The 15,520-nt window shown below is 34.5% G+C and carries 11 protein-coding genes; all 11 read left to right on the forward strand.

Annotation, left to right across the window (positions count from 1 at the left end):
- Positions 1 to 5: 5 nt before the first annotated feature.
- The 11 genes from sprA (at position 6) to GR162_RS03235 (ending at position 15,518) form a co-directional block, all read left to right on the forward strand.
- Positions 6 to 7,208: a cell surface protein SprA gene (sprA, locus tag GR162_RS03185; protein WP_160780957.1), complete on the forward strand. Its 7,203-nt coding sequence runs from the start codon at positions 6 to 8 to the stop codon at positions 7,206 to 7,208.
- An 86-nt stretch (positions 7,209 to 7,294) separates the two neighbouring features.
- Positions 7,295 to 7,675: a glycine cleavage system protein GcvH gene (gene gcvH / locus GR162_RS03190; protein WP_160780958.1), complete on the forward strand. Its 381-nt coding sequence runs from the start codon at positions 7,295 to 7,297 to the stop codon at positions 7,673 to 7,675.
- Complete coding sequence (locus GR162_RS03195; protein WP_160780959.1) at positions 7,668 to 8,051, forward strand: VanZ family protein; 384 nt, start codon at positions 7,668 to 7,670, stop codon at positions 8,049 to 8,051. The genes gcvH and GR162_RS03195 overlap by 8 nt, the downstream gene beginning before the upstream one ends.
- A 114-nt stretch (positions 8,052 to 8,165) precedes the next feature.
- Complete coding sequence (gene deoC / locus GR162_RS03200; protein WP_160780960.1) at positions 8,166 to 8,909, forward strand: deoxyribose-phosphate aldolase; 744 nt, start codon at positions 8,166 to 8,168, stop codon at positions 8,907 to 8,909.
- A 19-nt stretch (positions 8,910 to 8,928) separates the two neighbouring features.
- Entirely contained in the window at positions 8,929 to 11,052 is a 2,124-nt protein-coding gene (locus tag GR162_RS03205) for an energy transducer TonB (RefSeq protein ID WP_160780961.1), read from the forward strand.
- Positions 11,053 to 11,211: 159 nt separating this feature from the next.
- Positions 11,212 to 12,114 carry a heme o synthase gene (gene cyoE / locus GR162_RS03210; protein ID WP_160780962.1) on the forward strand — a complete coding sequence of 301 codons (903 nt, stop codon included), beginning with the start codon at positions 11,212 to 11,214 and terminating at the stop codon, positions 12,112 to 12,114.
- 2 nt (positions 12,115 to 12,116) lie between these two features.
- The gene (locus GR162_RS03215; RefSeq protein WP_008467366.1) at positions 12,117 to 12,704 is read left to right on the forward strand and encodes a cytochrome c oxidase subunit 3; all 588 of its coding nucleotides are present in this window, start codon (positions 12,117 to 12,119) and stop codon (positions 12,702 to 12,704) included.
- Positions 12,705 to 12,746: 42 nt separating this feature from the next.
- Complete coding sequence (locus tag GR162_RS03220; protein WP_066032786.1) at positions 12,747 to 13,730, forward strand: cytochrome c oxidase subunit 3; 984 nt, start codon at positions 12,747 to 12,749, stop codon at positions 13,728 to 13,730.
- 18 nt (positions 13,731 to 13,748) lie between these two features.
- Positions 13,749 to 14,099: a cytochrome C oxidase subunit IV family protein gene (locus GR162_RS03225; protein ID WP_160780963.1), complete on the forward strand. Its 351-nt coding sequence runs from the start codon at positions 13,749 to 13,751 to the stop codon at positions 14,097 to 14,099.
- 79 nt (positions 14,100 to 14,178) lie between these two features.
- Complete coding sequence (locus GR162_RS03230) at positions 14,179 to 14,820, forward strand: hypothetical protein (protein ID WP_160780964.1); 642 nt, start codon at positions 14,179 to 14,181, stop codon at positions 14,818 to 14,820.
- A gap of 11 nt (positions 14,821 to 14,831) precedes the next feature.
- Complete coding sequence (locus tag GR162_RS03235) at positions 14,832 to 15,518, forward strand: SCO family protein (RefSeq protein WP_160780965.1); 687 nt, start codon at positions 14,832 to 14,834, stop codon at positions 15,516 to 15,518.
- Positions 15,519 to 15,520: the final 2 nt, after the last annotated feature.

A 15,520-nucleotide genomic window follows, 5' to 3' on the forward strand; every position in this document is an offset into this window, starting at 1 on the left:
ATTCTATGCGTAAAATTTGTATTTTGTTGCTGGTATTGCTCTGCGGTAATGTTTTGCGTGCACAGGTTACGCCGGTAACTCAAGATACAACTAAAACTCAGTTTTCAGTCGGTAAGATAGATCTCGAAGATCCTCCAAGTGTACTTTCGGCATATAAATACGACCCTATTACAGATCGCTATATTTACACCACTTCAGTAGATGGTTTCTCTATCAATTACCCTTTAATTTTAACTCCAAAAGAATACGAAGATTTAGTTCTAAAAGAATCGAGACGAAATTATTTTAGAAAAAAATCGGATGCCATTGATGGCAAGAAAGCTGGAGCCGAAGCAGCCAAAAAAGATTTATTGCCAAGATATTATATTAATTCGAGTTTGTTCGAAAGTATTTTTGGAAGTAACACTATAGATGTAAAACCCACAGGGTCAGTTGAAATGGACTTGGGGATGCGTTACACCAAACAAGACAATCCTTCATTTTCGCCAAGAAACAGATCTTCTCTAACTTTTGATTTTGACCAAAGAATCAGTATGAGTTTAATGGGGAAAATTGGAACTCGTTTGGAGGTAAATGCCAATTACGATACACAATCAACGTTTGCTTTTCAAAACTTATTTAAACTGGCTTATACGCCTTCAGAAGATGATATTGTTCAGAAAGTTGAGGTAGGTAACGTTAGTATGCCATTAAATAGTACGCTTATTCGAGGCGCGCAAAGTTTATTTGGGGTCAAAGCACAACTGCAATTTGGTAAGACAACCGTTACGGGAGTTTTCTCAGAACAGAAGTCTCAAACCAAAAGTATAGTCGCAGAAGGTGGCGGAACCGTGCAAAACTTTGATTTATTTGCATTAGATTATGATAATGACCGACATTTCTTCTTATCACAATACTTTAGAAATAAATACGATGCTTCATTAAAAAATTATCCATTAATTGATAGCCGTGTTCAGGTTACCAGAATAGAAGTTTGGGTAACCAACAAACAAAATAGAATAACAACAGGAAATAATAACTTACGAAATGTTATAGCACTTCAGGATTTAGGAGAAGGACAGGTTTCTGGTGTGCCAGATAATGAAGTGGTTGTAATTACAAATCCAGCGGGCTTTTTTAACAATCCTATAGATTCTCCAACAGATAATACGAATAATAAATATGATCCTGCTGCAATAGGAAAACCGGGAAGTTATTTAAATTCAAATATTCGAGAAATCGTTACAGCAAAATCTGGATTTAATAATACCAATGTAAATGAAGGTACAGATTATTCTGTTCTAGAAAATGCTAGAAAATTAACCACACAAGAATATACTTTTAATGCACAATTAGGATATATCTCGTTACAGCAGCGTTTGGCCAATGACGAAATTTTGGCAGTTGCATTTGAATATACCGTTGGAGGAAAAGTTTACCAAGTCGGGGAATTCGGAAGCGATGGTGTAGATGCAACAGTAGTTACAGGAAACAACAACGCGAATCAGGCAATTGTAACGCAAAGTTTAGTGTTGAAAATGCTGAAAAGCAGTTTGACAAACGTTCAGAATCCTGTTTGGAACTTGATGATGAAAAACGTTTATCAAATTCCACAAGCTTATCAAATTAAGCAAGAAGATTTCAGACTTAACATTCTTTATACAGACCCTTCGCCAATCAATTATATTACGCCAGTTCAGGGAAGCACTTTTCCTCCAAATCCTGCGCCAGATGATAAGCTGGATCAAACGCCATTATTGAATGTCTTTAATCTTGATCGATTAAACTATAATAATGATCCGCAAACTGGAGGAGACGGATTCTTCGATTATGTTCCGGGAGTAACGGTTGATGTGCAGAATGCTCGAATTATTTTCACCACAAAAGAGCCTTTTGGAGAGCTTTTGTTTAGAAAATTAAACACAGGTACTGGAGAAAACTATAATGATCCAACTACATATAACCCAAATCAGAGGAAATATGTATTTAGAAACATGTATAAGAATACTCAGGCTGGTGCTTTGCAGGATAGTGATAAAAACAAATTCTTATTAAGAGGAAAATACAAATCTTCGGGAAGTAATGGTATTCCTATTGGTGCTTTCAACGTACCTCAAGGATCTGTGGTTGTAACAGCTGCAGGGCGAGTTTTGGTAGAAGGTATAGATTATAGCGTAGACTATCAATTAGGAAGAGTACAGATATTAGATCCTTCACTTCAAGCTTCTAATACACCAATTGAAGTTTCATTAGAAAATAACTCAATCTTTGGTCAGCAGACAAGAAGGTTCATGGGATTCAATATTGAACATAAAATCTCTGAAAAATTTGTTGTAGGTGGTACTTTCTTAAAAATGACAGAGCGCCCTTTTACTCAAAAATCAAGCTATGGTCAAGAATCTGTAAATAATACGATTTTCGGTTTCAATGGAAATTACTCTACAGAAGTTCCGTTTTTAACAAGATTAGCTAATAAACTGCCAAATATAGACACAGATGTTCCTTCTAATCTTTCGATTCGTGGGGAAATAGCATTTTTGAAACCAGATGCTCCAAAAGCAAGTGATTTTGAAGGTGAGGCGACTATTTATATTGACGATTTTGAAGGTACTCAGACTACAATCGATATGAGGTCTGCTTATGCATGGAGTTTGGCTTCAACACCATTTATCAATTCTGCTACAGACAATACTTTCAATGCTAGTTCTAATACTCTAGAGTATGGCTACAAGCGTGCTAAGCTGTCTTGGTACAGTATCGACCCAATTTTTTACACCTCAAAACCATCTGGAATTTCAAATGACGATTTATCTTTAAACTCAACCAGAAGAATTTATAGTAAAGAGCTTTACCCAAATACAGATATTGCACAAGGACAGATTCAGGTGATTAATACACTAGATTTAACATATTATCCGTCAGATAGAGGACCATATAATAACAACCCTAATTTTGCTTCGAGCAATCCAGCAGCTAATTTTGGTGGAATTATGCGTGCATTAAACTCAACTAACTTTGAGCAGGGGAATGTTGAATACATTCAGTTTTGGGTACTTGATCCTTATGTTGGTACGGGAGAAGCGCAACCGACTAACAACGGAAAAATCTATTTCAATTTAGGGGAAGTTTCAGAAGACGTTTTAAAAGACGGAAGAAAGCAATATGAAAATGGTTTAGGGCCAGATCAGATTATGGTAAATCCTCAGCCAATTTGGGGAGACGTGCCAGCATCTCAATCTTTAATTTATGCATTTGATACCAATCCAGACAATCGTAAAAATCAAGATGTTGGTTTAGACGGTTTGCCAGATGCAAAAGAAGGATCAATTTATACTAACTACGCAGGAGAAGAAGATCCTGCAGCAGACAATTATAAGTATTTCTTAAATACAGAAGGTGGCGTTTTACAGCGTTATAAAAGATACAACGGAACAGAAGGAAACTCAGCCGTAAGTGTTGATGATCCAAACCGTGGTTCTACAACGCTACCAGACGTTGAAGATATCAATCGTGATAATACTATGAGTACAATCAATGCATATTATGAATATAGTATTGATTTAAGACCAGGTATGCAGGTTGGAGAAAACTACATTACCGATATTAGAGAAGTGCAAAACGTAGAACTTCCAAATGGAGGTTCAACCAACGCAAGATGGATTCAGTTTAAAATACCTGTATCTAAACCTCAAAACACTATTGGAAACATTACCGATTTTAGATCGATTCGTTTCATGCGTATGTTTATGACTGGATTTAACGATCAGATGACAGTTCGTTTTGGAGCTTTAGATTTAGTAAGAGGGGAATGGAGAAAATATACAGGAACATTAGATGCAAATGATACGAATCCTGATGATGACGGAACTCAATTTGATGTTGCAGCAGTAAACATTCAAGAAAATGGTACAAAATGTCCTGTAAACTATGTAATTCCGCCAGGAGTTCAAAGAGAGCAGTTATACAACAACAATACAATCATTAATCAGAATGAGCAGTCTCTGGCACTTCGAATAGGAGGGGGTGGATTAGAATATCAAGATTCTAGAGCCGTTTTCAAAAATGTAAGCGTAGATATGCGTCAGTACAAAAAACTGAAAATGTTCCTTCATGCGGAATCGCTTCCAAATGAAACGCCGCTTTTGGATGATGAGATGATCGGATTTATCCGTTTTGGTAATGACTTTACACAAAACTTTTATCAAATCGAGATTCCATTAAAAGTAACAAGAACAGGAGGAAGTTGTACCATAAGTGCAGACCAAGTTTGGTTGGAAGAGAATAATATTGATGTAGCGCTTTCATTGCTGACCAGAATGAAAATCTTGGGAATGAATATCGATATTAACTCACCAAAAAGAGATATAAACGGTATTTATTATCCAGACCGAGATCCAGATGTTGATGGTGGTGACCAAGATGGTAAATTAACATTAGGTATTAAAGGAAATCCAAATTTTGGTTTAGTCCGAAATTTGATGGTCGGAGTAAAAAGTGCGGCAAACCATAAAGATATTATGGGAGAAGTTTGGTTTAACGAGCTTCGTATGTCAGACTTAGAAAACAAAGGCGGTATGGCTGCATTATTGAATGTAGATACTAATATGGCCGATTTAATGACATTGTCTGCATCTGGTAAAAAGAGCACGATTGGTTTTGGTTCTCTTGAGCAAGGAGCAAACGAAAGAGACCGTGAAGATATTCAGCAATATAACATTGTGACTAATATAAACTTAGGAAAGTTGCTGCCTCCAAAATGGGGTATAAACCTTCCGTTCAATTATGCGATTGGAGAAGAAGTTATTACGCCAGAATATGATCCATTTAATCAGGACATCAAGTTAGATCAATTGATTAAAGAAACTACAGATCCGGCAGAAAAAGAAAATATTAGAACACGCGCAGTTGATTACACGAAACGTAAAAGCATCAATTTTATTGGAGTAAGAAAAGACAGAGCGCCAGAGAAAAAACCGCATGTTTATGATGTGGAAAACTTTACTTTTTCGCAATCGTACAATCAGGTGGAAAGACATGATTATGAAGTTGAAAATTACAATGACGAACAATCTAATACAGCTGTAAATTATGCGTATACTTTCCAGCCAAAAGAGGTAGTGCCGTTTAAGCAAACCCAATTCATGAAAAAAAGTGATTATTGGAAAATGCTGAGTGATTTCAACTTTAATTATCTTCCTTCAAATGTTTCGTTTAATACTAATATTTTAAGACAAAGCAATCGTCAGCAATATAGACAAGTTGAAGACGTTCAGGGCATCGGACTTGATCCGCTTTATAGAAGAAATTTTGCATTTAATTACCAATATGGATTTGGATTTAATTTGACAAAATCATTAAAACTGAACTACACAGCAGCATCAAATAATATTGTTAGAAACTTCTTGAACGATGATAATACGCCAAAAGAAGATTTTAATATTTGGGATGATTATTTTGACATTGGTATACCAAATCAGCATTTACAGCAGTTGGTTCTGAATTATGATATTCCAATTAATAAAATTCCAATATTTAGTTTTGTAAAAGCGACCTATTCTTATACAGCAGATTATAATTGGCAGAGATCATCAACGGCACTTTCGCAATATGTTGATGAAAATGGAGTGTCTTGGGATTTAGGAAATACGGTTCAAAATGCCAATTCGAATACTTTATCTACGACATTAAATATGAATACGCTGTATAAATATTTAGGTCTGACGCCGGGTTCAAAACCAGCAAAAGCAAAACCTGCTGCTCCGCCAAAGCCAGGTGAGAAAATTGTAAACACGGCTAAACCAGTTACAAGCAGTAACCCATTTTATGATGGTTTGATTGGAGTTTTGACGAGTATTAAAAACGTTCAGATTAACTATACTAAAAACAGCGGAACAGTTTTACCGGGTTACATTCCAGGTGTAGGTTTCTTTGGTACATCTAAACCTTCCTTAGGCTTCGTATTTGGAAGCCAAGATGATGTGCGTTTTGAAGCGGCTAAAAACGGATGGCTGACCAGCTATCAGAATTTTAACCAAAACTTTACGCAGGTAAGCAACAAACTGTTGAAAGTAACGGCAAATGTAGATTTGCTTCCAGATTTAAAAATTGATTTGGCTATGGATCGTGCTTATTCTGAAAATTCTTCAGAGCAATATAGTGTGGATCCTGCAACAAATCAATATGTGCCGTTGTCTCCATATACATACGGAATGTTTTCTATTTCGACTGTATTAATTAAAACAGCTTTTTCAACAAGTACAGAAACGGAATCGTCTGCATTTGATGATTTTAGAAGCAACCGTTTGGTTATTGCAAATCGTTTGGCAGAGCAACATTATGGAGGCGGAGAAATTCCTAGATATGGAGATGCAAATAATCCAATTCCGGCTGAAACAGATCCTAATTATAAAATATACGTTGCCAACGAAGGATACCCTATTGGTTTCTCAAAAAGTAATCAGGCTGTCTTACTGCCTTCGTTTATGGCAGCTTATACAGGAGCAGATGCTTCTAAGAGCTCAACAGGTATTTTTAGAAGTTTCCCTATTCCGAACTGGAATGTGAAGTATAATGGATTGATGCGCTATAAATATTTTAAAGATCATTTTAGACGTTTTTCTTTACAGCATAATTATAGAGCATCATATACGATTAGCCAGTTTAGATCTAATTTTGATTATTATGAAAATCCAACCGGCCAAGATGTAAATACGAACTTCTTCAATAAAACGATTATGTCTAATGTCAACTTAGTAGAACAGTTTAGTCCACTACTTAGAGTTGATTTTGAGTTGAAGAATTCATTCCGTTTATTGACAGAAGTTAAAAAAGATCGTGCTTTGTCTATGAGTTTTGACAATAATTTATTGACTGAAGTAAGAGGAGTAGAGTACGTTGTAGGAGTAGGATACCGTTTTAAAGATGTAATCATTTCATCAAGATTGGCAGATAATCCAACTGGAATTATTAAGAGCGATATCAATATTAAAGCTGATTTTTCATATAGAAATAACGAAACTTTGGTTCGCTATTTAGATTACGATAATAATCAGCTGGCAGCAGGACAGAATATCTGGACGTTGAAATTGACGGCAGATTATGCATTCAGTAAAAACTTAACAGCAATATTCTATTATGACCATTCGTTCTCGAAAGCAGTTATTTCGACTTCTTTCCCTTTAACGAATATCAGATCAGGTTTCACACTTCGTTATAATTTCGGAAATTAAATTTGAGTTTCTAAACTAGATTTTATTAGAAGATTATTACATTTGTGGCTTAAATTTTAAACAATCAATTTTCAAACACAACTATTATGAGCATACCAGCAAATTTAAAGTACACAAAGGATCACGAATGGGTTAGCATCGAAGGTGATGTTGCAACAGTGGGAATCACTCATTTTGCACAAAAAGAGTTAGGAGATATCGTGTATGTTGAAGTAGAAACTTTAGATCAGACACTTTCAAAAGATGAGGTTTTTGGAACTGTTGAGGCTGTAAAAACAGTTTCTGATTTATTCTTGCCTTTAACAGGTGAAATCATTGCTTTTAATGACGATTTAGAAAGTGCTCCTGAAACAGTAAACTCAGATCCTTACGGAGCTGGATGGATGATTAAAATAAAAATTGCTGATGTATCAGAAATCGATTCTTTATTGTCTGATGAAGCTTATAAAAATTTAATCGGTGCCTAAACAACTCTTATTAATTTGGGCAATTATCTGCTCTGGAATCATTACTTATTTTTGTCTGACAGATTCTAGTAATATACCGGCGATTAATTTTCCAAGTATTGATAAAATTATCCACTTCTGTTTTCATTTTGGATTTACAATTTCGTGGATTTTATTTTTCAAAAAAGAACTAAAAGGAAAAGATGCAGACGACTATAAAGCGTATTTGATTTCTTTTATATTTTCTGTCTTTTTTGGAATCACAATCGAAATTCTCCAAAGTGCTCTTACAGTTACAAGAGCCTCAGATGTTACAGATGTTTTAGCAAATGCGCTTGGTGCAGTTGTGGCAGTTTTCTCTGCAATAGGATTTAAAAAGCAAATCGATAAAATATAATTTAAAAACCCACTTCGGTGGGTTTTTTATTACAAGAAAATCAAGTGTTTAAAAAGCTATGTTTTTTCAATATAAAATGTACTTTTGTGCTGGTTTTCTGCAACTTCTATTAAAATGAATGTAAAGCAATATTTGGACTCTACGTATTTAAAAACTGCCTCGCAAGCTGGTCTTTCGGAAGCAGAAAATACTATTGTGGTCAAAAATGCAATTGCCGAAGCAATTCAAGAAGGTTTCAAGCTGATTATGATTCGCCCGGAATACGTGGCAATGGCAAAAGAAATGATTGTAGAAGCCAATTCTCTTTTGTTAGTTGGAACTGTAATCGATTTTCCAGAGGGAAAGTCAAGTCTTGAAGAGAAGATTAAAGAAGCAAATGAAGCTATTGCTAACGGTGCCGACGATTTAGATTTTGTCTGTAACTACGAAGCATTCAAAAATGGTGATCTTGATTTGGTAAAAAAAGAAATCCTGATCGGAACACAAATTGGACTGGCAAACGATAAAACAGTAAAATGGATTATTGAAGTTGCGGCTTTAACAGATAAAGAAATTATACAGTTATCTGCCTTAATAAAACATGTTGTAGTATCTAATTTTAAAGAAGATGATTTTGAATCGGTTTTTGTAAAATCTTCTACTGGTTTTTACAAAACAGAAAATGATCTCCCAAATGGAGCAACGGTTCCATCAATAATTATGATGCTCGAAAATGCTTCGCCGCTTTACATAAAAGCAGCCGGCGGAGTCCGTTCATTTGAAGAAGCAGCTGAGATGATTCGTTTAGGAGTAAAACGTATTGGAACTTCAGCAGCAAAAGCAATTGCAAACGGAGAAATATCCCCAAATCAATATTAAATAAATACCCAAATTTTAAGTGAATAAGTTTTTTTTGTCCCTTGTCTTAATTTTTTCATTCTCTATTGTTTTTTCCCAGCAAAATGGTAATTCTTCGGTTCAACCTGGTTTTACGGCAGAAATGTTTCCAGTTTTTCCTAACTGCGAGAATTTAGATAGTAAAAAATTAGAAACCTGTTTTTATAAAGAAGTCCAAGATTTTGTTTTTAACAATTTTCAAGTGCCAGAAAAATTAAAACAGAGCAATTATAAAGGGGCGGTAAAATTACTTTTTGAAGTAAATGCAGAAGGAGAATTTAAAGTAATTTATGTCTCTGCAGAAACAGAAGAATTGTCTGAAGAAGCAAAAAGAGTTTTTGGGATATTTCCAAAAATAAAACCTTCAACTTACAACGGAAAACCAACGTATTCTAAATATACGATTTCTATTGATATACCGCTAAAAAGTTCTGCACAACTTGCGGCAGAAGCTCAGGCAGCAGCAGAAATAGAAAAGCAGACGGTAAAACCAATGACAGAATTAGATAGTATCGTGTATAAAAAATACCGAAATCCAGAGTTCGATAGTCATTTAAATATTCCTTTTTCGCATAGTTATTATGCTCAGTTTGATGCAGAGATGAATCAAGTTGGAAGTAATAACCATACGGCTTCTAAGCCATATACGTATGCTGAGGTTTCAAAGTATTATAATCTGAGAGCTGTGAATGAATCGTTGCAGAAAAAGACATCGACTTGGTTGGGAAGAAAATGGTGGAATGAAAATTTAGTTCAGATTCAAGGAGAAGATTATTGGTTTGCCTTAAATCCGATTGTAGATTTACAAATGGGTAAAGCTTCAGATTTGGATGCTTCTTACACTTACGTGAATACCAGAGCACTTAATTTTAGAGGAGGTCTAGGAAAACAAATCAACTTTACGACTACATTTTTTGAAAGCCAAGGACGATTTGCAGGGTATTTTAATGATTATGCAGAATCTATTAAGCCATCAGGAGGAAATCCTGCTATTATTCCCGGAATTGGAATTGCAAAAAGATTCAAGACAGATGCTTACGATTTTCCTTTAGCGGAAGCGAATATTACTTTTGCCCCGGGTAAAATTTTTGATTTTCAGTTAGGTTATGGACGAAATTTCATTGGTGACGGTTATCGTTCTTTGTTAGAAAGCGATGGAGCAAGTCCGTATCCATATTTTAAACTAAATACCAAATTTTGGAAAATTAAATACACCAATACCTATATGTGGATGAAAGATGTTCGTCCAGAAGTAACGGCCGAAAAGACTTACGCAACAAAATTCATGGCCAATCACTATTTGAGCTGGAATGTTTCGAATAGAGTAAACTTAGGGTTTTTTGAATCTGTAGTTTGGACAAATACTAATAACAGAGGTTTTGATGCTAATTTTGTGAATCCGATTATCTTCTACAGAGCGGTAGAATTTGGTTCTTCATCTAAAAGTGGAAATGCGCTTTTAGGAATTACAGGTAAATACAAATGGAATAATAGTATAAATCTGTATTCGCAGTTTTTGATTGACGAGTTTTCTGTTTCTGATGTTGGAGCAGGAAATCAAAGCTGGAAAAACAAATTTGGATTTCAGTTTGGAGCAAAATACTTTAATGCATTTAATGTAAAAGATTTATTGGTGCAGATTGAATATAATCGCGTGCGCCCTTATGTGTACTCGCATAGTGCTGTTGTTACAAATTATGGGCACAATAATCAAAGCGTTGGGCATCAATGGGGAGGAAATTTTAAAGAACTTATTGCGATTGCGAGATATCATAAAGGGCGCTGGCTTGCAGACGCTAAGCTGACAGTTGGAACCAGAGGTTTAGATTTTGATACCGCTGCAGACTCATATAACTACGGAGGAAATATTTATAAAAGCTATGATGTCAAACGTCCTTATGATACAGGTGTGAAAATTGGACAGGGAAATAAAACTAATGTTTTTATTGCTGATGTTCAGGGAGGATATTTAATTAACCCAATGACAAATTTGAAATTGTTTGGAAGTTTAATCTATAGAAATTTTGACCCAACTCAAGAAACAGCAGCAACTTTTAAGCAAAGTACCACTTGGTTTAGCATTGGTTTACGTTCAGATATTTTTAATTGGTATTTTGATTACTAGTCTTTTTAATAAGATTTTTCGAAATAATAGTGTTAAAGAATGCTGAGATCTTAATTTGTAAAGGTTTTATTGAAAAAAATCTATTTTTATAGGTTAATATTCTACAATCTAATTTGTACATTTGCACCACTCAAAAAAAATACACAAAATACAACGGTATTGAACGCTGCAAAAAATACATTATCAATCAAATCAATATTTCTAGATTTTAAGGAGATTACTAAAGCGGGTTTGGCTATTAGTGTATTGTTCTCTTCTATTGCTGGATATTTATTGGGAGTAGATGCTGATCATCCTTTTAAATGGAGTGTTTTAGCTGTTTTGGCAGTTGGCGGTTATTGTATGGTTGGTGCTTCAAATGCTTTCAATCAAGTAATCGAAAAAGATATCGATTCTTTAATGGATCGTACTAAAAATCGTCCAGTTCCTTCTGGCCGTATGTCTCCTAAAGTAGCTTTATTAGTGGCAAGTCTGCTTACTATTATTGGAATTGCGCTTCTTTATACAATAAATGCGAAGTCTGCAATGTTTGCTGCAATTTCTATATTCTTATACACAAGTGTTTATACGCCATTAAAAACAGTAACTTCGTTGTCTGTTTTTGTTGGAGCTTTTCCTGGTGCGATTCCGTTTATGTTAGGTTGGGTAGCAGCGACAGGCGAATTTGGTATCGAGGCAGGAACTTTATTTTTGATTCAATTCTTTTGGCAGTTTCCACACTTTTGGTCTATCGGATGGTTTTTGTATGAAGACTATGAAAAAGCAGGAATCTTTATGCTTCCGACAGGTAAAAAAGATAAAGGAACAGCTTTGCAAATCATATTGTATACAATTTGGCTTATCATAGCATCGTTATTACCAGTATTAGGTTTTACGGGGCAATTGTTTATTTCTCCAATTGCAGCGGTTTTAGTGTTTCTGTTGGGGATTTGGATGCTTTTTTATGCAGTTCGTTTGTATAAGTTAAGAACTCCAAAAGCTGCGAGAACATTAATGCTGGTGAGTGTTTCTTATATCTCACTTTTGCAGGTTGTATTTATAGTAGATAAATTTTTAAGATAGTTATGGAAATGACATTAAAAACAAATGAAGAACAAGTAAGAAAATCAAAATCAGCAAAGCTGATTCTGCTTTTCGCAATGGTTAGTATGACCATGATGTTTGCTGGTTTGACAAGCGCATTTGTAGTAAGTAAATCAAGGGCAGACTGGTTGAAGAATTTTGAACTTCCTTCTGCTTTCTATTGGAGTACAGCAGTGATTATTGCTTGTAGCGTTACTTTTCACTTGGCAAAAAAAGCCATTCAGAAAGACAATAGAAGCGCAGTTACAGGATTACTTCTTGGAACTTTAGCTTTAGGGGTTTTGTTTGTGGTATTGCAATTCAAAGGATTTGGACAAATCGTTGCTGAAGGGTATTATTTTACAGGAGAAGGTAGTTCAATTACTACAACTTTCCTTTATGTTGTGACAGTTACACACTTGTTGCACTTAGCTGGCGGATTAATTTCACTTTTAATTATAATTTATAATCATTTTAAACAAAAATACAATTCGACTCAAACTCTTGGCATAGAGCTAGGTGCGATGTATTGGCACTTTTTGGATTTATTATGGGTATATTTATTTTTATTTTTATATTTCTTTAAATAAGAAAAAAACGTAAATTTGGGAACTTTTTAACGAATATCTTTTATGGGAGCGACAGTTACTACTGCAAACAACGACGAAAAAACTTGGGGAGGCGGTCACAATGAGCCTTTAGGAGCAAGTTATGGTAAAATGATGATGTGGTTTTTTATCGTATCAGATGCCTTAACATTCTCTGGATTTCTAGGAGCTTATGGTTTTTCTAGATTTAAATTTATCGAAACTTGGCCTTTGGCTGATGAAGTGTTCACTCACTTCCCATTTATGCATGGTGTTGCGGCTCCAATGTATTATGTAGCTTTAATGACTTTTATTTTGATCTTTTCTTCTGTAACAATGGTATTAGCTGTTGATGCAGGGCACCAATTGAAAAAGACAAAAGTTGCAATCTATATGTTCTTGACAATTATTGGAGGTTTAATTTTCGTTGGTTCTCAAGCTTGGGAATGGAAAAACTTCATTAAAGGAGAATATGGGGCAGTTGAAACTGTTGGAGGAAGTTTACTTCAATTTGTGGACAAAGATGGTAAAAGAGTAGCTTTAGCTGATTTTGCTGTTAAATTGCCAGAACAAAGAGAAGCTTTAACAAGAAGCAAATCAACTTGGTTTATGGAAGATGCTCAGACTCTTCCTACTTACACAGTTGCTGAAGTTCAGGCTGGTTTTAAAGCTCATCCTGAAATTTTAATTAGAACAGAAAAACTTACAGATAAAAAGAAAAAGACAATCTTATCAAGAGAAGAATCTGAAAAACATTTAGCTAGCGCTAAATATGTTGTAGAAGGAGCTAACTTGATCAGAAACGAGTACGGTAATAAACTATTTGCTGATTTCTTCTTCTTTATTACAGGTTTCCACGGATTCCACGTATTCTCTGGAGTTATCATCAATATCATTATTTTCTTTAATGTATTATTAGGTACTTACGAGAAGAGAAGAAGCTACGAAATGGTAGAAAAAGTTGGATTATACTGGCACTTCGTAGATTTAGTTTGGGTATTTGTATTTACAGTTTTCTACCTAGTTTAATTTTAGAATTTAATTATTATGTCACACGAGCACGTATCAAATACAAAAAGAATCTGGTTTGTTTTTGGATTACTTTCAGTAGTAACTACAGTAGAGGTTATCTTAGGTATCTACAAACCTGGAGCGTTAGAGTTTACTCATTTTATTGGCTTGAATTTGTTAAACTGGATTTTCTATATCCTTACAATTTTCAAAGCATATTATATTGTATGGGCATTTATGCACATGGAAGGTGAAAAAAGCAGCCTTAGATGGTCTGTAGTTTCTCCTGTTATCTTCCTAGTTTTATATTTATTGTTTATTCTGTTAACAGAAGGACATTATATTTATGGGGTTTTTAAAGATTCTACTATTAAATGGAATTTTTAACATGATATTAATTCGAAAAGAGTCCCGATAACATCGGGATTTTTTTATTTTTGTACCTCAATAATTCTCCGTTAATACAATGAAAAAAAATATAGTTCTCTTTGTACTTTTTGTATTGCCAATTGTAGCGTATTTATTTTTTGCTTCTGGTGTAAATAGTTTTACGACACTTCCTGTAATAACACCTAAAGTAGCCGATTTTGGAAATTGGAATTCATTAAACGGAAAAAAAGTCTCCCTTGATAAAAAAATTACTGTGCTAGGTTTTTCAGGTACAAACATTCTAGAAAATAGAGGTAATTATTTCAATCTAAACGAAAAAATCTACAAGCGTTATAATGGTTTTGAAGATCTTCAGTTTGTAGTGTTGTGTCCTACTGGAACTGAAGCCGAAGCTCAAAAAATTGTGGATGCTTTATCTCCTTTTACAGACGTTAAAAACTGGAATTTTGTTTTTGCTCCAAAAGAAGATATTCAGAAATTTTACGACGGATTGCATTTAAAAGAGAAACTGAATGAGAATCTTGGAACTTCCAATGTTTATATTATCGATAAAGAACGTAATCTAAGAGGAAGAAAAGACCCGAAAGAGTATAAAGAAGGCTACGATACTTTTCATCCATCAGAGTTAAGTAATGAAATGCTGGATGACTTTAAGATTATCCTTTATGAATACCGCGCCGCTTTAAAGAAGAATCATAACGCTACAAAGCAACTTTAATATCATTTATAATGTTTAAAAACAAATCATATATTGGGATCTCTTTTGTCATTCTGATTTTTGGGATTTATGCCGTACCTAAAATTGTTGATAGAATAAAAAACGGGGACGTAGTAAAAGGAAACCGTTTGGATAATGTTGGAGCAAAATCTTCCAAAGAAGCTAAACTTTTGACAATTGGCCCAGCGCCAAAATTCGAATTGACAAACCAAGATAATGTTAAAGTTTCAAATGAAACCTATAAAGGAAAAGTATATGTTTTGGAATTCTTCTTCACAACTTGCCCATCAATTTGTCCAAAGATGAATATGAGTATGCTGGAGATAGAAAAGACCTTTTTCGGAAATCCGAACTTCGGAATTGTTTCGATTACAATCGATCCAAAACATGATACGCCACAGGTTTTAAAAGATCACGCGAAATTACTTGGAGTAAAGTCTTCTAATTGGAATTTCTTGACTGGAGACAGAAACGTAATTATGGATTTGTCAAATAAAGGATTTAATCTGTATGCAGGAGAAAATGATAAAGTAAGCGGCGGATTCGAACATTCCGGTTTGTTTGCTTTAATTGATAAAGACGGGAACATCCGTTGCAGAAAAGATGAATACGGAAATCCGAATATTTACTATGATGGGTTAGATAAAAAAGGAGTAAGAGATATTCAAGAAGACATTAAAATTTTATTAGAAGAATAAAA

This window comes from Flavobacterium sp. HBTb2-11-1, from assembly GCF_009826975.1.
Taxonomy (GTDB): domain Bacteria; phylum Bacteroidota; class Bacteroidia; order Flavobacteriales; family Flavobacteriaceae; genus Flavobacterium.